This window comes from Bradyrhizobium murdochi (assembly GCF_000472965.1).
Classification (GTDB): Bacteria; Pseudomonadota; Alphaproteobacteria; order Rhizobiales; family Xanthobacteraceae; genus Bradyrhizobium; species Bradyrhizobium murdochi.
Genome location: NZ_AXAU01000009.1, coordinates 244,987 through 263,353, shown reverse-complemented (window position 1 = coordinate 263,353; position 18,367 = coordinate 244,987). Strand labels below are relative to the sequence as shown.

Below are 18,367 nucleotides of genomic sequence, written 5' to 3'. Positions count from 1 at the left end.
GGCCCGAAGCCCAGAGACTTTGAAACCTGTGCAAGGTCCATCATGGGCATGCATAAGAAAGGAGAGATCGCGGTTGGAGCCGATTTGATAGCCGCAGACGTGTTGGCACATCCATCAGGGCCGTTGGAGCGGCCAGTTCTATATTGCATCCCAGTTCCTTGACGTGTGACCCGCGCGACCTTCATCAACCGCCAATTGCCATGTGTCCGTCATCTCCTCCAACTGCTAACGTTAGTAGTTGACTGGGTGGCAAGGCGTTGCCTGTCGATGCAGGGATCGTGGCTGTTTCGCTGCTCCGGATGAGGCCTCCTCGGCAACTAGACGAACTCCGGCGATGGTGGCATCGGTCCGGTGGAAACCGGGCGGCGGTCACTCGTGAGCGTTGCAGCCGCTCAGTTCTTTACGCGCCCATCCCTCAGCGGGAACGCAGTGAAACCGCGATTTGTTGATCTGCATCATTAGCGTCGTTTTCAAGCGACGGCTTTGAAGGGCTGCGTAGATAGCCCGGGTAAGAATTGGCTGAGTTCGTCGTTCGGGTGACCATTGACGATCATCCTCAGGATGCGGTGACGTAGGCGAGAGGACGGGCATCATTGATCTTGCAGATTTATGCGGGCCGCCGGACCCGCCGAATGGGTTTGTTCTCCCCAAGATTTTTCTGTGTAATTGGGCTCAACACAGTTGGCGTTGTACTCCGTACTCGACTGCGCAGGCCAGGATAGCTTCAAGAGTATTTGGGCACGAGCCGAATATTCCGGCGCGTGAAGAGTGGACCCAATCGACAGCTCGTAGAGCTCTAAATGGCGCGTCTCGTCAAGGGACGGACTTGCGGGCCACGGTAAGTGGCGATGCCTGGCTCGATACGAGCCTGAACGATAATTCAGGAAATAACGACTGGCTCGCATTCGGGCCGGCAAATGGAGATTGTTCGCAGAGTTTTTCTGAATGGCGAGGAAATGCTGCGCCATGGCCGATGAAGACGAGAAGTATTGCTTTGCAGTAGCGCTATGATGTAGGAGCCGGCCATGCGCAAAAAGTGTCACATCGCACCGATCATAGGAGTGGATGACCAAACGATGATGGCAACGTTGCGGATAACGATTTGTCGATGGTCGCGACTCGCTGCAGCTCTTGACCATCGTGTGATAGCGCGTCAACGAGAAAAGCCAACACGGGCCGCGACATCGAGCGAGGGATGATGGAGATGATGGATCAAGCAACCGGTTCGGAGTTGCCGCCGGTATTGCACACGTCGCCGAGACGCGTTCCGTGGGTTTTAGTGCTCGTAGTTATCCTCGTTGGCCTGTGCGCTGCAGGAGCCTATTTTTGGACCAACGTCGAACACTTTGTCGAGATGTCGGCGGCCCGTGAAGTTGCCCCAATGCCAGGCTTGTCACCTGAGGACAGAGCGGCCCTGTCGGAGATTCAGTCGGGACAACAGAAGACTAGCGATGAGCTCGCGGAACTCAGCCGCAGCATCAGCGCCCAGCTGGCCGATTTAACACGAATCTCGGATCAAATCGCAGCGCTCACTTTACGGGTCGACTCGTTGCAGAGTCCGGCACCCACGGCTTCTCCTCCTCATGTTCATCGTCCTGGCCATGCCGTTTCGGAGTCGGCCAGGAGACCCGTGCGATCGACTAAACCACAAGGGCCGGTTTCTGTCGGGGGCGCGCCGCTGATCTCAGGACCGAACGCGGACGAGCCTTGATGACGTCCCAGAGTGCTACAAGCTAATCCAGCCCGCCAGCTCCGGCTCAACGCGGTTGATCGTTTCTCGCCAAGCGGCCAGCCGGGCGATTACGGCGCCAAGGCTTACGGCGGTGCCAGGTCTCCAACGTGACGCTCGCAGAGGCCGTCGGCATCGTTGCCGCACCGAGGGCAGTCTGGATCAGATTGCATAGAACCGTTTCTACATGGTCGAGGCGCCGTCTGACGAGCGGTGATGGATTTGGATCCGTTTACGCTGCTTGTTAATAGGGTGAACGGTTGAGATAAGCGTCGAATGCGGCAGCAACAGCGCGAATGACAAAGCGGTGCTCCTGCTTCACGTGGACGAAACCCTTTTCGATGTCGACTATCCCGTCCTCGGCGAGCATCGCCAAGCGTTCAGCTGAATCGAGAAAAGGGTTCGCATCAAATCCGTGGGCGGCACAGATTGCCGGCACGTCGGCCTCCAGATCGCACATCAGCCGCTCGATGATCGCGGCTCGGACGCGGTCTTCATCGGTGAGACGATAGCCTTTTGACGTCGCCAGACGGCCTGCTCTGATGTGCCGGCTGTAGGAGCCTGTTGCAACATCGTTCTGGACGTAACCCTCGCCGAGACGGCCGATGGCCGACGTGCCGAAGCCGATTACGGTTTTGCAGGTGTCGGCCGAGTAACCCAAGGAGTTACGCCGCAGGCGACCGGCTTTCTGCGCCAGCGCGAGCTCATCGTCCGGCAAGGCGAAATGGTCGAGCCCGATTTGGTGGTAGCCGGCGGCGACGAGCGTATCGGCCACGGCCGCGGCCTGTTCGGAGCGGGCAGCACTGTCCGGCAGTGCTGCCTCATCGATCAGGCGCTGACGTTTCATATACGAAGGAACGTGCGCGTAGCCGAAAACCGCAAGCCGGTTCGGGCGCATGGCGACCGCCGTCGTCGCGCTCTCAACGCAGGACTGCACCGTCTGATGTGGGAGACCGAAAATAAGGTCGAAATTGATGCGGCTTATTCCGTGCTGGCGAAGATTTTCGACGGCAGCGGCGGTCTGCGCCTTACTCTGGACCCGGTTGATCGCTTTTTGAACGATGGGATCGAAGCTCTGCACACCGAGGCTCGCGCGGTTCACGCCGGCTGCTCCTAAGGCTTCGGCCATGTCGACCGTGAACGTGCGCGGGTCGATCTCGACGGCGATCGCAGCCGTTTTCCTGAACGCGAAGCGGCGGCGCAGGAGTTCCATCAGGGCCAGGAACTCCGTTGGCGCGATGACCGTCGGCGTTCCGCCGCCGAAGTGCACGTCGCTCACGGGCAGCGCTTGCGGCGCTTGCTCCGCGACCAAACGGATCTCCTCACGCAGCACCGACAGATAATTGAGGATCGGCGCATCCCGGCGACTGGTGGCCGTAGGAAAGCCGCAATACCAGCAGATCGACCGGCAGAACGGAATGTGGAAATAGAGCGACACGGAGTCGTCAGGCGGCAGGCGCCTCAGCCATTTCTCACAATCCTGTGCACCGACCTCCGCGGAGAACTCCGGTACAGTTGGATAGATGGTGTACCAAGGCAGGCGGGCATCGCAGTACTTTTTCAGGATTGAGGCCTGCAACGGTTACTTCCCACGACGATATAGAATCACCCTAACCGCTGCGCTCCCCTGTGTCTTTGCGCCATATCAAACGATCGGCGTTAGCTGCGAAATCTGCATTCCGTCAAAGTCCCTGCTAAGGTGACCGGTTAGCATGATAGCGGGAGCGATAGCTACTCCCTGACAGTCGTTTGATGTTTGTGAAGAGAAGGACTTTACTACACGACTGATGTTGAAGCAGTGCTTGATGTGAAGGATTGACATGCGCGCCATTTTGCCTTCGAGGCCCATCCCGCATCTTCGGTTTGATAGATGCGCTCGAGGCGAGCGAGTGCTTTACGAGGAATCGCCCGGGCGATCTCCTCAAAGCAACACCGAAATGGCAGAAGTTGCAATTGTGCTCAACAGATCCGCGGCAATTGTTCTCCCCATAGCCAATCGACAATTCGCCCGCCACCAAAGCTGGTTGAAATCTGCACAAACCGATGATTGTCGGCTACGGCCTCGCCGATATCAGCCGCATCGCACCCGAGCGGATGCGCCCTCATAGCTGCAAGCACGGCATCGGCCATATCAGGCGCCACGATGGCAACGAGCTTGCCCTCGTTGGCGACATGTAGCGGATCAAGCCCAAGGAGTTCGCAGGCGGCGGCAACCGCCGGCTTCACCGGAATGGCCTTTTCCTGCAGACGGAACCCGAGGCCCGACTGATGCGCAATCTCGTTGAGCGTCGCGGCAAGACCGCCGCGCGTGGGGTCGCGCATCACCCGGATGCTGCTGCCGCCCGCCGCAACCATTAGTGCTACGAGATGATGCAGCGCTGCGGAATCCGAGACGATCTCGGTCTCGAAAGCGAGATTCTGACGCCTCGACATGATCGCCGCACCATGGTCGCCGAGACTGCCAGAGACCAGCACGCGGTCGCCGACCCTTGCCTTCTCCGCGGAGAGATCGAGCCCATCGGCCAAAACCCCGACCCCCGTCGTCGAGATGAACATGCCGTCCGCCTTCCCGCGCTCGACGACCTTGGTGTCACCCGTGATGATGTAAACGCCGGCGGCGCGCGCGGCCTCGCCCATCGAATCCGCTATCGTCTTCAGATCCGAGAAGCGGAAGCCCTCCTCGATGATGAAACTTGCCGACAGATAGAGCGGACGCGCGCCGCCCATCGCGACATCATTGATCGTGCCGTGGACCGCGAGCGATCCGATATTGCCGCCGGGAAAGAACAGCGGCGAAACGACATAGCCATCGGTCGTCATCACCATTCTGCCAGCGCCAACATCGAAGGCCGCCTGATCGTTGCCGCGGGCGAGCCATTCATTGCCGAAGGCTTCGTGAAACAGGCCGGAGATCAGCTGCGCCATCGCGCGCCCTCCGGCGCCGTGGGACAGGTCGACGCGTCCGTTCTTGATATCGAGCTTGCGTTGATAGGCCATTGCTCTCATCACGCCCGCCTCAATTGATGATCGCGAAACCGTCCATACGTCCAATGCGCGGCACAGGCGCCTTCCGACGAGACCATGCAGGATCCTATCGGGATTTCCGGCGTGCAGATGGTTCCGAACAGCTTGCAGTCGACCGGCCTCTTCAGGCCGCGCAGGATGGCCCCGCACTCGCACGCCGGATTGTCGGCAACACGTACTTCGTGCATCGCGAAACGCATCTCCGCATCAAATTGAGCGTAAGCCTGTTTTAGCTTCAGTCCGCTATGGGGTACGAGCCCGAGCCCGCGCCATTCGAAGTGGTCACGCAGTTCGAAGATATCCGATACCTCTTCCTGGGCGCGTCGATTGCCTTTCCGCGTCACGGCACGGCTGTATTGGTTCTCCACCTCATATCGGCCTTCGTTCACCTGCCGCACCAGCATCAGAATTGCCTGCATCATGTCGAGCGGTTCAAATCCCCCGATCACGATCGGCTTGTCGAATTGTTCTGCGAGGACCTCGTAAGGCTTCGTGCCAATGATGGTGCTGACATGCGCAGGCCCGACGAAGCCATCAATTTCGATCCGCCCGCCATTATGGATATCCGGACCCTCGAGAATATTATGCATCGCGGCGGGAGTTAGCACGTGATTGCAGAACACACTGACATTCTTCAGCCATTTCTTCTCGGCAAGCCGGATCATCACCGCCGTCGGCGGCGTCGTGGTCTCAAATCCAATGGCAAAAAAGACCACCTCCCGATTCGGCGCCTGTTCTGCGATCCGGATTGCGTCGAGCGTCGAGTAGACCATCCGTATGTCGGCGCCGTACGCCTTGGCGCTCAGCAGGGATTTTCCCTGCGAACCGGGCACGCGCATCAGGTCGCCATAAACACAGAGAGTGACCTCCGGCCGCTCGGCGAGCCTGATCGCCATGTCGATCCGGCTGGCGGGGAGAACACAGACGGGACAACCCGGCCCGTGGATCATGCAAACATTCGCAGGCAGTATATCCTCCAGACCATAGCGGGAAATCGCATGCGTGTGTCCGCCGCAGAATTCCATGAACCGATATTCCCTTTGCGACTCGGCTTCGGCGCCAATCGCGCGCGCAAGCCCCTGCGCGATGGTCTTGTCGCGAAATTCGTCGGCATATTTCATGACTGGAGCTCATGCCCCACGCTGCCTAGCTCGTGTAGGAGCTGCAGCGTGCGCTTGGCCTCTGCCGGGTCGATTCTAGCCAGGGCGTAGCCAACATGGACAAGGACGTAGTCTCCCACCGCGAGATCGTCGATGAGCGCGATCGATATCTCCTTGCTGATGCCGTCGATGGATACGATGGCAAGGTCGTCGGCAAGAATCTTCGTGACCTCAGCTGGTACCGAGAGACACATATCACGCTATTCTTTCCAGGACTGACGGCCGTTCTGCAATCTGCAGAGCGGCGATCCAGGCTTGTCCGAGGCTCAAGCCACCGTCATTGGGCGGAACCCGCCGTGGGAGCAGCGGAGTGAGGCCGGCCGCAATGCAGCCGCGCTGGATTTCTTCCGCGAGTACCGCGTTCAGGAAGCAGCCGCCACTCAGAACGACGGTGGCAACGCCCGTTGTCCGCGCCGCGCGCGCGACCCAGTCAACGCAGGCAGCGGCGAACGTGCCATGAAACAGCCCGGCTCCCTCCGTGGCACCGACGTTGTCTGCAATCAAGCGCGCAAACAGCGGGCGTAAGGACAGCACGTCGCCATCGATCATCCAGCCCGCTTCAAGCACCGCAGTCCGCCGCACACACGCCTCGAGCTTCATGGCGGCTTCGCCCTCATAGCTTTGCAAAGTCGCGATCCCCAGCAGCGCCGCTGCTGCGTCAAACAGCCGGCCCGCGCTGGTGGTCGTCACGCTGGGCTGATCGAGCAATGACGGCAAACGCTCGGCCTGCGGCTGTGCTGCAAAGCGCAGCCTGATTTCGTTTTTCCGTCCCAGCAAGTGAAATATGGCGCTCGCCATGCGCCAAGGCTCGCGGACTGCGCGATCTCCGCCAGGCATTTTCAAGGGCGCGAGATGCCCGATCCGTCGGAACCCGGCGCCTTCGCACAACAATAGCTCGCCACCCCAGTTGCCGCCGTCGGAGCCATAACCATAGCCGTCGAGGAGAAGGGCGAGCGTAGGCCGCCCAAGGCCATGCTCCGCGATAACGGCGGCAGCGTGCGCGTGGTGATGCTGGACAGCGACCAGCGCGCGGCCGCTTGCTTCCGCAAAGCGGGTAGTCGCCATGTTGGGATGCAGATCATGGGCAATGACGACAGGATCGATGTCGAGGGTCGATGTGAGGTGCCCGATCGTCTCCTCGAAGAAGCGAATGCCTTCAGCCGTATCGAGATCGCCGATGTGCTGGGAGACGAAGGCCTCACTGCCCCGGGTAACCGTGATGGTCGATTTCAACGCGCCGCCGACGGCGAGCACGGGCGGCACAGACCTCGCAAGCCGGATCGGTTCGGGAACATAGCCGCGGGCTCGACGAATGAATTGGCGCCGCCCCGCCACTACCGCCACCACGGAATCATCGGCGCGCGTCAGAATATCGCGATCATGGGTCACAATAAGATCGGCGATGCCCGCGAGCCGCCGCAGCGCCTCCGCGTTGTTGATCGGGAGCGGTTCGCCGCCGGGATTAGCACTGGTGCTGACAATGACTGGACCTTCAACCCCATGCCATGCACCTGTCGAACGAAGCGCATAGAAGATGAGGTGATGCAACGGGGCCACCGGCAGCATGACGCCGACGCGCGACAGGCCGGGGGCTATCGCCGGCGCTAGATTGTTGCGCGACGGCAGCAGAACGATCGGGCGGGCGACGGATTCGAGCAGTGGCAGCTCGGCGGCATTCGCTTCCGCAATCTCGCTGACCTGTTCTACGGAACCGACCATGACCGCGAACGGCTTCTGGTCGCGCTGCTTCCTCCTGCGCAAACGCTGCACGGCGTCATGGTTGCGAGCGTCGCAAAGCAGCAGGTACCCGCCAACTCCCTTTATCGCAACGATTTGGCCGCCGTCGACCGCCGTGGCAATGTCGTTGATCCCATGACTAAGCCGAGGACCGCATGTCGGACACGCAATCGCTTCCGCATGAAACCTGCGGCTCGCCGGATCGGCATATTCGCTCGCGCAGGCGGCACACATCGCAAACTTCCTCATCGCTGTATTGCGGCGATCGTAGGGAAGCCGTTCGGCGATGGTATAGCGCGGGCCGCAATGAGAGCAATTGATGAAGGGATAGAGGTAATGGCGGCTGTTCGGGTCGAACAACTCATCAAGACATTGCTGGCATGTCGCGGCATCGGCGACGATTCGGGTGGACACCCTCCCGTGTTCGCTGGCGCGGATCGAAAAGTCTTTCGCTGCAAGCGCGCCAATCTTCTGAACGGAGATGTGGTCGATCCGCGCCAATGGAGGCCTTTCGAGTGGCAAAGCGGCCACAAACTCGCACGTACGGTCGCCCTCAACCTCGATGATCACGCCATCGGGATCGTTGGCGACGAACCCGGTCAACCCATAGCGGGTAGCGAGACCATAAACATATGGACGAAAGCCGACACCTTGCACGGCGCCACTAACGCGCACCCGCAGCCGCGTTCCGCCGCGGATGATGGCGTCGCTGCTCGCGCTCATCGCAATGCGTCCTGGACCGGACGCCTCTGATACGCAGCCTGCTTCCGGATCCAAGCGTAGAGCGCGGCAAAGCCCTCGCCCGTACGCGCCGAAACCGTCAGCACCTCAATGTTCGGATTGACGCGTCTCGCATATTCGATGGTCTGGGCTAAATCGAAGTCGATCACCGGCGCCAGATCAATCTTGTTGATCAGCATCAGCGACGATGCGGCAAACATATCCGGATATTTGAGCGGCTTGTCTTCACCATCGGGGGTCGAGAACACGACGATCTTGCAGGCCTCGCCGAGATCGAACGCCGCGGGGCAAACTAGATTCCCGACATTCTCGATGAAGAGAATACCGCCCTTGAGCGGCGGCAAGCGGCGATAAGCCTCGCCGACCATGGCAGCATCGAGATGGCAGCCCTTGCCGGTATTGATCTGGATTGCGGGCACGCCGGTTGCGCGAATGCGATCGGCATCGTTCGAGGTCTGCTGGTCGCCCTCGATGACGCCGACCGGGCGGCTACCCTTGAGCTCGGAGACGGCGCGGACGAGCAGCGAGGTTTTGCCTGCGCCCGGACTGGAGACAAGATTGAATACGAGCAGGTCATCGGCCAGGAAGCGCGCGCGGTTGTCGGCGGCGATCCTATTGTTCTTGCCAAGGATGTCGCGCTCGATCTGAATGACTCGCTCCCTGCTCATACCCGCGATCTTCAAGCCGGCCGGGTCGGCGCCGCAATCCCCAAGCGCCCCTCCGCGCTGAGCATGCTGACCGCTATGATCATGATGGTGATCATGGCCGTGGTAATGGTTCTGAGAATCATGCATCTTTTGACCGCAATGCCTATGATCATGGTGGTGACCGCAGTGATCATGCGTATGATCATGGTGATGCCCCTGGGTTTGCGCACTTTGCGCGTCGGCGCGTTCGATGGAGGGCGTTCCTTCGCTACAGCCACATACGGTACACATTAGTCGACCTCCAGCTCTTTGACCCGCATCTCTTCGCCCGCGGTCACCTGCAGCTGATAGCTGCCGCAGCAGGGACACGGCTCACAGCGTTGCGCAATCTCAACGCTCCTTGAACAGGCCATGCACCAGGCGACACCAGGCAATTCGACGACCTTAATAACCGCGCCATTGGCGATGGTCCGCGCGGCAACGGCCGCAAAGCAGAACTTCATCGCTTCGGGAGCGACATGGCTCAGCGCCCCGATCTCCAGACACACGGTCTTCACCCTGGAAAATGATCGCCGGCGCGCCTCCTCCTCGACGATCTCGACGATACCCTCACAAAGCGCCATTTCATGCATCGCCAATTTCGCGAAAATTCAGAGTGAACCCAAGGCAAGGGTCAAAGGATCCGACCATCGCGCGAACGGCACCCTGTGCCTGTGGTTTCGCGGCCAGCACCGCGCCTTGCAGGCCGCGGACAAGCGGTCCGCGCGCGTGGAAATTCCACTCGGTCGGGGCAAGAAATTGGAAGCGCGACATCTGCCCCTGACGATCAAGCTCAACCGCGTGATAGAGACGTCCCCTGGCGCATTCGACCGCGGCCGCACCACGGCCCGGCCCCAGCCTGTAGCTTTCGATGATCCCATCCTCTGCTGTTTCAACATGAGCACCGGGGCCGAGCCAAGCGTGCAGCCGCACGATTTCCGCAATCCTCGCCTTCAGCCGCTCGGCCGGCCCCGACCGGCGTAGCGTGAGCTGATCACGCATCATTTGGCGTGCCCACGCACCTGTTTCGGGAACGCGGCCCTCAAGGTGGGGACAGCGGCAAAATCCTGCATCATCCACGAGCCGTTCAATGACGTCGCGGTCGTCAGCAACGGACAAAAACGACTGCTGCATCGGCGTTGGGTTCAACGCGTCTTCCTCGAGAGCCGCGACGCTAAGCGCTAGTGGGTTACCGAGCGCCGGCGCTCCGTCTTCGTTCGTTATGCCAAGCGCTGCCAGCGCAATCGCAACCCGCGCTGTTACCTCGCGTCGAACCTGGCCGCAGCTGGGCTCTGCGCTGCTGAGAAGTGCCGATACCCCCTCCATCAGGGCGCGGATCGCTGCGGCGCTGGTGGTATCCAGCGCGCAATGCCCGACAAACAGGCCCCGCAGCAATTCCGCCAGCCGCTCGGCAACGACCATAACGATACGATGCTGTCGCGTCGCAAGGCTGATGGTTTCGCCGCGCGCCGCCTCGATCGCGGACAGGAATGCCACCTGGTGCGCGGCGGCACACAACGAGAAGATTCGCGGCAGCACGTTGAGCAACGAAGCGGCCGGCTGGCCGGCGAACAGCCGCCCCAGTGGCGGGCGGACGCGCGGCAGAATCTCGACCGCGGCAATTGCGTCGCCAGCAAGCGATACGGTAACATCGATCTGGTTGCGGACGGCGAGGCTCATGCGCGCCGCTCCGTCAGTACACCGCGCAAGAAATGCCGGCGGTCGATCGAACCATGTCGCGCATCGGGCCCATGTGACGCCGGGCGATTGGCCGGCGACATCAGCGCCGCCAGCGCTGCTTCGGCGGTGGCGCGCGCGGACGTCATATCCTTGAACTCAAACATCGGCGAGAACAGTGAGTAGCTCGCGATCGAGCCCACGAGCGCCAGCTCACTGACGGTGAATTCGATCTCGCCGGCCGGAAATCGCAAGCGCAGGTTCGATCCCGGGCTCGGAGGCGAATGCGAAGTTCTGTCACGCATGGGTGTGACCACGTTCATGAACCAGGGCGTGACCATCATGCCGACGACCCTGCCCTCGCGCGCGCGAAAGCCGATCGCTTCGATGCTCAAGGCCTCGTTGAAGATCGGCAGGTCGCGCATGGTACGATCGGCGATATCCCGATAGACTGCCGCGAGTATCTCGCCCCACGCCGACGCAGCGACGTGCATGCTCCTGCGGGAATGCCGTTCGCGGTCAGGCGTCATCTTCAATCGCCATGATCTTCGATTTGGGCGCATCGCAGTTTGGACAACGCCAATTTTCTGGCAACCCGCCGAAAGGCGTTCCCGCTGCAATTTGCGTTGTCTCATCTCCCTCAACCGGGTCGTAGACGATGCAACAGATGCCGCACTCCATGCGCGCGCCGTTTGCGATATCCTTCCGGACACCAAAATTCTCGAAGCTCGTCATTCGACGTAAGCTTTGATGATTTCTTGCAGGCGTTCGGCGGAACCCCAGAAATCTTCCTCGGCGGCCAAGGCAGCCATTGGCACGCCGCCGACTTCCAGCGTATCCAGAATGATGGTGTCCATGGCATTGAAGAACTGCACCGACCAGACGTTCCGGATGCCCGTCGCAAGCACTCGGCAACTCCCGTAGCCGCGCGAGATGATCTGGATCGGACCGTTTCCGACGCTTTGCTGCAAAAAAGCCAGGTCGACCGGACTCATCGGCAGCAGGGTGAAGTTGATGATGTGCGAGCGCATACCGGGCTGCCAGGCCAGTGCCCGCTCGCGGATTTCCGTGAGCACCGGTAGCACGTTCATCGCGCCGTCGGGTGCCGCGCCGATCATGAGATCCCTCGACGTCAGATCGGTTGCGGCGCGCCGAACGATCTCCGGGATCGCACCGACCTCGACATACTCATGTGCGGTGTCGGTCTCGATGCGCACGCGCCAGATTCCCGCAAGTACCGATTCCTGGATTTGCGCCACGCGGCCACCCGGCAGCGCAACGACGCCGGCGAGATCGCCCTCCCCAAGCACTTCCGCAATCAGCCTGCGCTCGAGATCGCTGAGATTTCCGATCCGGAACAGCTGCGTCGGCACATCGCTCTTCTGGCCGGCAACGGCAGCCGCGACGGAATACAACAGCGCGATGGCGTTCGGACAGTTCCTTGCCAGCTCGATGGCATTGAGCGCAGCGGGCTTCGCGAGCGCCCCCGCAGCCGTTAGTCCGCTATGGGCTGCGTGGAGACTTTCCGCGGCGATAGGAAACACGCGCATCGGCCGCTCGCATTTTCTCGGCGCTATCGGGCGCGAGCCGGAAACCTGTTTCATAATGCGACGTTCCGATGGTGTGCTGAGAGGGATGATACTTATGTCCACGAACGCGCCATTGGCGCGCGGGCGATCAATGAGCTTCGAAATGCGGTCGATAGAGATCTCCCGGATCTTGGCGATCATGCCGAGTGTCTCGCGCTTGTGGGACGCTTGCGGTCCCCACCTCGAACAGACGGAGCCGCGTCAGATCATGTTTCCCGGACTGAAGGTCCATTAGCCGCCACTCTGATATTCCATGGTTCTGCTGGATGAGGTGTAGCAAGGGACGTGCCAATCGTTGCTCTTCCGCGATTGCGTTCCCGCTCGGATCAGCACCCGCTCGAGATATTCCTCGTGAAGCTTGTTTCGGCTTCAAATTCGGATTCCGCTGATATGGGCAAAGATGGGCAGGCAGTGACCGGGAGGCGGCACCGGGCTAGCGCAGGTACTCGGGCAATTGCGGCTCTTGAGCGATCAAATCTGCAAAGAAAAGATCGCAATCATGGTCATTGAGGGCCGCATAAAGGCCCTCAAGCGCGTCCGCAATCAGCCGAGCTTCGTCGTCATCCAAGAGCCGCACCGCGGTATCGATATGGACAAGCACCTTGGCACCGACCGGCGGCTCGGAGAGCAGCATGACTGAGACGTGCCGCCGTTCATCGCCATATTCGCAAAGCGCCGACATGCCGTCGGTCTCAATAATCGTCATTGGCAAGCCAAGGCACATGGTAATCCGCGAGCCGCTAGATCGGTCGCCCCCTCCTCTCATAGTTTGCGTGGTCGATATCGTTCGCGAGCAGACGATCCGACTGAGGTAGCGGCGCGGTCCGCAGTTTTGCCGGAGAACCCCACTGCGCCAGCAGTTCGCAAGCCAGTTCGATCGCAGGCGCAATCTGAGTGCGCACCGGAGCCGTCAGCGGCCCGCCCCAATTCTCCATATTAAGTGGCTGACAGCCGATTAGAGCGAGCTCTCGCGGGCAGCGGCCAAGGAGGTTGGCCGCACTTAAGACCTCCTGGAAACCGGTCTGATGCAGGCTCACCTTCTTGGCGCCGGTGAATTTCGGCACCTCCTCATCTCGCACGAGCTTCAAGTGCCCGGGCGCGAGTCCATAATCGATGGCATCGAACGCGATCAGGCAATCGACCTCCTGGAGAAAGTTGACGAGGTAGAGCCCCTGCGTGCCGCCATCGAGCATGGTGACATTGCCAGGGACGGCGTAGCGGCGGTGGAACTGCTCCACCACCCGAACGCCGAACCCCTCATCGGCCCACAGGATATTGCCGATGCCGAGCACCAGGATTCGTTTGGTGTTCTCCGGAGTTGGCATCTGCATCGTCAATCAATCGCGGAATTCGCGCTCGCCGAAAATGATCGAGGAGACGATGCTCTGGCGCGACACGATCTCTTCGCGAACTGCTGTATAGATGTGGATGAGCGCAAATGTCATGATCATCCACAGGCCGAGATGATGCCAGGTGTGGACGTCCTGGCTGTTCGGCCAAATCGAAAACACCCAGCCGAACAGCCTGTACTGCCAGCTGTCGTTGCCGGTGCCCTGCGCGTACAGTGCAAAGCCGGTGACGATCATGAATGCGATCGTCAGCGTAAACATGAAGAACATTGCAAGCTGGGCCAACGGATTGTGCGCGACGTATTCTTTCGGCTCGGCCGCAACGAAAGCGTACCAGCGAATCTCGTGCCACACCTCGCGCCAATAGCTCTTGCGCCAGAGCGGCACGTAGAAAATCTGCTTAGCATAGGGGTTTCCCACGATCGCCCAGTAAATGCGCAAGAGGAAGCCGAGCGTGAGCACATAGGCTGTGAGGTAATGCGCAAAACGGATATAGCCGAACAGGAAATTGTCGCTTGTCTCTCCGGGCATGGTTGGTATCGCACTGCCGATGAAATAGCCGCTGAGGCTCAACACCAGGATTGCCGCCGCGTTGATCCAATGCCACAGCCGCACGGGCGCCTCGTAGACGTAGACGACGCCACGCTCGCTGCTGCTGGAGCGCACGGGGTCGAGCGTGACAGCGGCGGTTAGCGCTTGCAGAGATTTGTCCAACATGCCGCCTCCCCTAGCGGACCTTGACCGTTGCCATTTCCTGGCCATCCGGCCCCATCACATGGGTCGAGCAGGCCAGGCATGGATCAAAAGAATGGATCGTGCGCAGGATTTCCAGCGGCTTCCCCGGATCAGCGATCGGCGTATCCACAAGGGCGGCCTCAAATGCACCGATATTGCCCTTTGGATCACGTGGCGAGCCGTTCCATGTCGTCGGCACGACGCATTGATAGTTGTCGATCTTGGTCTCCTTGATCTTGATCCAGTGCCCGAGCGCACCACGCGGCGCCTCGGTGAAACCGTAGCCCTTGGCTTCCTTCGGCCAGCTCTCCGGCTTCCATTTATCGACGTTGGCGGTAGCGGTGTCACCCGCTTTGATATGCGCCATAAGCTTGTCCTGGAAATAGCGCATCTGGTGCGCGGCCCATTGGCATTCGAGCGCACGCGCCGCAGTGCGGCCGAGCGTCGAGAAGAGTGCAGCGAAAGGAAGATCGAGTCTCTTCATCAGCTTCTCGGTCGGCTCCTTGAACTCCACTTTGCCTTGTGCGTGACCTATGAGGTATCGCGCCAGCGGTCCCACCTCGACGGCGTTGCCGCGCCAGCGAGGCGCCTTGATCCAGGAATATTTGCCGCCCTCGTCGAGCTCCTTGATGTCGGTCCTGGTGCCCTTAACGTTGGGCCCGAGCCGGAAATTCGGCTCGGTTATACCATCCCAGGGATGCAGCCCCCTGGTTTCATCGGGATACTTGTACCAGGAATGAGCGACGAACTCCTGGATCTGCTCGGGATCGCCGTGATCGATCGGCAGAACTTCGCTGAAATTGCCATTGAGGATCACGCCGCGCGGCTGCTTGAGGTTTTTCGCGGAATAATCATTGGCGTTCTCGGGAATGTCGCCATAGGACATTACGCTCTTACCCGAGAGACCGCAGCCATAGAGCCAGTCCTTGTAGAAGGAGCCAATCACGGCAACGTCGGGCAGATAAACCTGCTCGACGAATTCGATCGCACGGCCAATGATCGAGGATACCAGGTTTAGCCGCTCCATATTGATGGCACCCACTGCACCGGTACCATCGACATTGAGGGCGCAGGCCACGCCACCGACCAACCAATTCGGATGCGGGTTCTTGCCGCCATAGATGGCGTGGATCTTGACGATGTCCTTCTGGAAGTCCAGCGCTTCCAGATAGTGCGCTAAGGCCATCAGGTTCGCTTCCGGCGGAAGCTTGTAGGCCGGATGCCCCCAATAGGCATTCTTAAACGGGCCGAGCTGTCCTGATTCAACGAACTTTGTCAGCCTGATCTGCAGATGCTTGAAATAGCCTGGCGATGATAGCGGCCAGGAGGAGATCGATTGCGCCAACGCAGAGGTCCCTTTGGGATCGGCCTTGAGGGCGGAAATCACGTCGACCCAATCCAGCGAGTGCAGGTGATAGAAGTGCACAAGATGATCGTGCACCTGCAAGCAGAGCTGCATGATATTGCGGATCGAATTAGCATTCTCAGGAATGATGATACCTAGCGCGTTCTCTACCGCGCGCACCGAGGTGAGCGCATGCGTGCCCGTGCAGACGCCGCAAATCCGCTCGGTGAACGCCCAGGCATCGCGAGGATCGCGTCCACGCAGGATCGTCTCGATGCCGCGCCACATGGTTCCGGATGAGACCGCGTTGCAGATTACATTATCGGAATCAAGATTGACCTCGACGCGGAGATGGCCTTCGACCCGGGTCAGCGGATCGACGACAATGCGTTTGCCGGAATTATCGAGCTTGAACCCATTGGGTGTCTGGGCGCCCATTGTTGTCCTTCCCTGAATTAGTTATTTTTCCTGAGCTACGCGGCCAGGTTTACGGGTCAGCCGCTTCGCGGCCGTGACCGCCGCGTGCGTGGCAACGGCTAGGCCGACCGCGCCGGCAGCGGCCATGCCAATCTGATCGGCGTTGGCCTCGATGCCGAATTGCTTGATGGTCGTCAGTCGATCGTAAAATGAGCCCTTGTCCCAGAAGCCGTCTTCCGAGCAGCCGAAGCAGCCGTGGCCGGATTGGATCGGAAAGGAAACGCCGCCGTTCCACCGAACGGCCGAGCAGGCGTTGTAGGTGGTGGGCCCCTTGCATCCCATCTTGTAGAGGCAATAGCCCTTGCGCGCGGACTCGTCGTCCCACCTCTCGACAAACTGGCCGGCGTCGAAATGGGGGCGCCGATAGCACTTGTCGTGGATCCGCTGAGAATAGAACATCTTTGGACGCCCTTGGCGGTCGAGCTCGGGAAGCTTCCCGAACGTGGTGATGAAGGTCACCAAGGCGGTCATTACCTCTGCGATGGGCGGGCAGCCGGGCACCTTGATGATCGGTTTGTTCGTGATCACTTTATCAATCGGGGTCGCCTGAGTCGGGTTGGGCTTAGCTGACTGCACGCAACCCCAGGAAGCACAAGTCCCCCAAGCGATGATCACGATGGAATCTGCCGCCATCGCCTTAAGCTTTTCGACGAACGGCTTGCCGCCATCAATGCAGAACATGCCGCCTTCGTTAAGGGGAGGATTACCTTCGACCGCAAGCACATACTGGCCTTTGTACTTGGCGCGGGTCTCCTCAAGGATGGCTTCGGCCTGGTGTCCTGCCGCCGCCATGATTGGATCGTCATAATCCAACGAGATCATCGACAGCACCACGTCTTTGGCCAGCGGATGGGCCGAACGGATAAAGCTTTCCGAGCAGCATGTGCATTCGAGCCCGTGCATCCAGATCACGGGCACACGCGGTTTTGTCTCCAGCGCGTTGGCAATCTGGCTTGCCGCAAGCGGACCGAGCCCGAGGCTCGTTGCCGTCAAACTGCAGAATTTGTGGAAACTGCGACGTGTGATACCCTGACGTCTGATGACGCTGTAAAACGTTTCCGTTGCCCCGCCCATAAACCCTTCCACGCTGTTGGCTATTCAGCCCGCCCGTTCGACAGTTATCCACGACTTACTGGCGCTCTGATAGCAAGAAGCAGGCCAACACCACACGTGAAACACTTGAGAGATGCCAGGCCGTTTCCAGAAGACGCGCTCAAATACGTCACGCAAGCGCGATGAGAGCCGAGGAAACGGCACGCATTCGATCAGAAGGGCACGCAAGCTGCTGGCTAGAGCTCGGTGACTTTGCGATCAGTCTGCCGTTCAAATGACGCGAAGCCGAACGGACGCACGGTGTGCGGCCGCAGCATCTGCATAACCAAGTCTCTGTTCGACACTGCCTCATAGCTAAACATCATCCTATAGGAGGATATCGCCACCTCTCTACTCGTCGAGCTCACCCTACGCGCTTCTCTTCGTCGTCGCGCGCCGAAATCCGGCGCCTCCACCTTCTTTAAGTTTTCACGAAGCTGGCCTCTCAAGAGTGGATTTGGATTTCCACGCTCGCAATGTCGTCAGGTGGGTCATCCCGGCCGGTGAGCCGCTTAGCGTAGAAGATCACTGCATATCCATGCAACATCCCTTCCTTGCGGCGAATGTAGCCAGCGGTGTCGTAAAGTCTTTGAGCCCCTACCTGGATCTTTGTCGTGTCAAGAATTATCCACTTGAACCCTAGAGCACCGGCTCGCAATTCCAATTCATTAAGAATTCGCCTCCCAAGCCCACGTCGTTGAAAGGTGGGATCGACTCGCATCCGCTTCAGCTCTACGACATCACCGCCAATAGGTTTCAATCCGCCCATAGCAACGAGCTGGGAACCAATATGCGCAACCACGAAGTCTCCGCCTGACGCGATATATACTTCCCTAATGTTGCGTAGATCATCCTCCCACGCCCCTTCAGGGCCGCGCACACCAACATCCTCCGATGCGCTTCTGTGCATATGCCACACATCATCAGTATCCCCCGACTCAAACCGACGAAAGATCACCCTTTCTTTGGACATCGCACATCACCTTTCGACCGATGTCGGACACCACACGCCTGACGCACATCGTC

17 protein-coding genes are annotated in these 18,367 nt (G+C 59.9%); all 17 read right to left on the bottom strand.

The window, feature by feature from the left end; all coding sequences use genetic code 11:
• Nucleotides 1–1,973: 1,973 nt before the first annotated feature.
• The gene (hemN, locus tag YUO_RS0119370) at nucleotides 1,974–3,308 is read right to left on the bottom strand and encodes an oxygen-independent coproporphyrinogen III oxidase (protein ID WP_028348778.1); all 1,335 of its coding nucleotides are present in this window, start codon (nucleotides 3,306–3,308) and stop codon (nucleotides 1,974–1,976) included.
• Nucleotides 3,309–3,688: 380 nt separating this feature from the next.
• On the bottom strand, nucleotides 3,689–4,735 hold the full coding sequence (hypE, locus tag YUO_RS0119360) for a hydrogenase expression/formation protein HypE (RefSeq protein WP_028348776.1): 1,047 nt from the start codon (nucleotides 4,733–4,735) through the stop codon (nucleotides 3,689–3,691).
• Nucleotides 4,735–5,874, bottom strand: coding sequence for a hydrogenase formation protein HypD (gene hypD, locus YUO_RS0119355; RefSeq protein WP_028348775.1), 1,140 nt, complete (start codon nucleotides 5,872–5,874; stop codon nucleotides 4,735–4,737). Before hypD ends, hypE begins: the two co-directional genes overlap by 1 nt.
• Entirely contained in the window at nucleotides 5,871–6,107 is a 237-nt protein-coding gene (locus YUO_RS0119350) for a HypC/HybG/HupF family hydrogenase formation chaperone (protein ID WP_028348774.1), read from the bottom strand. Before YUO_RS0119350 ends, hypD begins: the two co-directional genes overlap by 4 nt.
• A 1-nt stretch (nucleotide 6,108) precedes the next feature.
• Nucleotides 6,109–8,373: a carbamoyltransferase HypF gene (gene hypF / locus YUO_RS0119345; RefSeq protein WP_028348773.1), complete on the bottom strand. Its 2,265-nt coding sequence runs from the start codon at nucleotides 8,371–8,373 to the stop codon at nucleotides 6,109–6,111.
• Nucleotides 8,370–9,329, bottom strand: a complete 960-nt coding sequence (gene hypB, locus YUO_RS0119340) for a hydrogenase nickel incorporation protein HypB (RefSeq protein WP_028348772.1) — start codon at nucleotides 9,327–9,329, stop codon at nucleotides 8,370–8,372. The genes hypF and hypB overlap by 4 nt, the downstream gene beginning before the upstream one ends.
• Entirely contained in the window at nucleotides 9,329–9,670 is a 342-nt protein-coding gene (hypA, locus tag YUO_RS0119335) for a hydrogenase maturation nickel metallochaperone HypA (protein WP_028348771.1), read from the bottom strand. Before hypA ends, hypB begins: the two co-directional genes overlap by 1 nt.
• Entirely contained in the window at nucleotides 9,663–10,616 is a 954-nt protein-coding gene (locus YUO_RS0119330) for a nickel-dependent hydrogenase large subunit (RefSeq protein ID WP_347335938.1), read from the bottom strand. The genes hypA and YUO_RS0119330 overlap by 8 nt, the downstream gene beginning before the upstream one ends.
• 137 nt (nucleotides 10,617–10,753) lie before the next feature.
• Nucleotides 10,754–11,284, bottom strand: a complete 531-nt coding sequence (gene hybE / locus YUO_RS0119325) for a [NiFe]-hydrogenase assembly chaperone HybE (RefSeq protein ID WP_063830304.1) — start codon at nucleotides 11,282–11,284, stop codon at nucleotides 10,754–10,756.
• The gene (locus tag YUO_RS0119320; protein WP_028348768.1) at nucleotides 11,274–11,489 is read right to left on the bottom strand and encodes a rubredoxin; all 216 of its coding nucleotides are present in this window, start codon (nucleotides 11,487–11,489) and stop codon (nucleotides 11,274–11,276) included. The genes hybE and YUO_RS0119320 overlap by 11 nt, the downstream gene beginning before the upstream one ends.
• On the bottom strand, nucleotides 11,486–12,304 hold the full coding sequence (locus YUO_RS0119315; protein ID WP_225673238.1) for a hydrogenase expression/formation protein: 819 nt from the start codon (nucleotides 12,302–12,304) through the stop codon (nucleotides 11,486–11,488). Before YUO_RS0119315 ends, YUO_RS0119320 begins: the two co-directional genes overlap by 4 nt.
• A 472-nt stretch (nucleotides 12,305–12,776) precedes the next feature.
• Complete coding sequence (locus YUO_RS0119310; protein WP_028348766.1) at nucleotides 12,777–13,067, bottom strand: HypC/HybG/HupF family hydrogenase formation chaperone; 291 nt, start codon at nucleotides 13,065–13,067, stop codon at nucleotides 12,777–12,779.
• A gap of 16 nt (nucleotides 13,068–13,083) precedes the next feature.
• Entirely contained in the window at nucleotides 13,084–13,668 is a 585-nt protein-coding gene (locus YUO_RS0119305; protein WP_028348765.1) for a HyaD/HybD family hydrogenase maturation endopeptidase, read from the bottom strand.
• Nucleotides 13,669–13,680: 12 nt separating this feature from the next.
• Complete coding sequence (gene cybH, locus YUO_RS0119300) at nucleotides 13,681–14,409, bottom strand: Ni/Fe-hydrogenase, b-type cytochrome subunit (protein WP_028348764.1); 729 nt, start codon at nucleotides 14,407–14,409, stop codon at nucleotides 13,681–13,683.
• Nucleotides 14,410–14,419: 10 nt separating this feature from the next.
• Complete coding sequence (locus tag YUO_RS0119295) at nucleotides 14,420–16,210, bottom strand: nickel-dependent hydrogenase large subunit (RefSeq protein ID WP_028348763.1); 1,791 nt, start codon at nucleotides 16,208–16,210, stop codon at nucleotides 14,420–14,422.
• A gap of 21 nt (nucleotides 16,211–16,231) precedes the next feature.
• On the bottom strand, nucleotides 16,232–17,323 hold the full coding sequence (locus YUO_RS0119290) for a hydrogenase small subunit (protein WP_028348762.1): 1,092 nt from the start codon (nucleotides 17,321–17,323) through the stop codon (nucleotides 16,232–16,234).
• A gap of 463 nt (nucleotides 17,324–17,786) precedes the next feature.
• A complete protein-coding gene (locus tag YUO_RS41105; protein WP_051379510.1) occupies nucleotides 17,787–18,314 on the bottom strand; it encodes a GNAT family N-acetyltransferase in 528 nt (175 codons plus the stop codon).
• Between the last annotated feature and the right edge of the window lie 53 nt (nucleotides 18,315–18,367).

Excerpts from the sequence above, each read along its gene's own strand:
- hypE (WP_028348776.1), bottom strand. The coding sequence starts at position 4,735 with ATGAGAGCAATGGCCTATCAACGCAAGCTCGATATCAAGAACGGACGC.
- hypD (WP_028348775.1), bottom strand. The coding sequence starts at position 5,874 with ATGAAATATGCCGACGAATTTCGCGACAAGACCATCGCGCAGGGGCTT.
- YUO_RS0119350 (WP_028348774.1), bottom strand. The coding sequence starts at position 6,107 with ATGTGTCTCTCGGTACCAGCTGAGGTCACGAAGATTCTTGCCGACGAC.
- hypF (WP_028348773.1), bottom strand. The coding sequence starts at position 8,373 with ATGAGCGCGAGCAGCGACGCCATCATCCGCGGCGGAACGCGGCTGCGG.
- hypB (WP_028348772.1), bottom strand. The coding sequence starts at position 9,329 with ATGTGTACCGTATGTGGCTGTAGCGAAGGAACGCCCTCCATCGAACGC.
- hypA (WP_028348771.1), bottom strand. The coding sequence starts at position 9,670 with ATGCATGAAATGGCGCTTTGTGAGGGTATCGTCGAGATCGTCGAGGAG.
- hybE (WP_063830304.1), bottom strand. The coding sequence starts at position 11,284 with ATGACGCCTGACCGCGAACGGCATTCCCGCAGGAGCATGCACGTCGCT.
- YUO_RS0119320 (WP_028348768.1), bottom strand. The coding sequence starts at position 11,489 with ATGACGAGCTTCGAGAATTTTGGTGTCCGGAAGGATATCGCAAACGGC.
- YUO_RS0119315 (WP_225673238.1), bottom strand. The coding sequence starts at position 12,304 with ATGCGCGTGTTTCCTATCGCCGCGGAAAGTCTCCACGCAGCCCATAGC.
- YUO_RS0119310 (WP_028348766.1), bottom strand. The coding sequence starts at position 13,067 with ATGTGCCTTGGCTTGCCAATGACGATTATTGAGACCGACGGCATGTCG.
- YUO_RS0119305 (WP_028348765.1), bottom strand. The coding sequence starts at position 13,668 with ATGCCAACTCCGGAGAACACCAAACGAATCCTGGTGCTCGGCATCGGC.
- cybH (WP_028348764.1), bottom strand. The coding sequence starts at position 14,409 with ATGTTGGACAAATCTCTGCAAGCGCTAACCGCCGCTGTCACGCTCGAC.
- YUO_RS0119295 (WP_028348763.1), bottom strand. The coding sequence starts at position 16,210 with ATGGGCGCCCAGACACCCAATGGGTTCAAGCTCGATAATTCCGGCAAA.
- YUO_RS0119290 (WP_028348762.1), bottom strand. The coding sequence starts at position 17,323 with ATGGGCGGGGCAACGGAAACGTTTTACAGCGTCATCAGACGTCAGGGT.
- YUO_RS41105 (WP_051379510.1), bottom strand. The coding sequence starts at position 18,314 with ATGTCCAAAGAAAGGGTGATCTTTCGTCGGTTTGAGTCGGGGGATACT.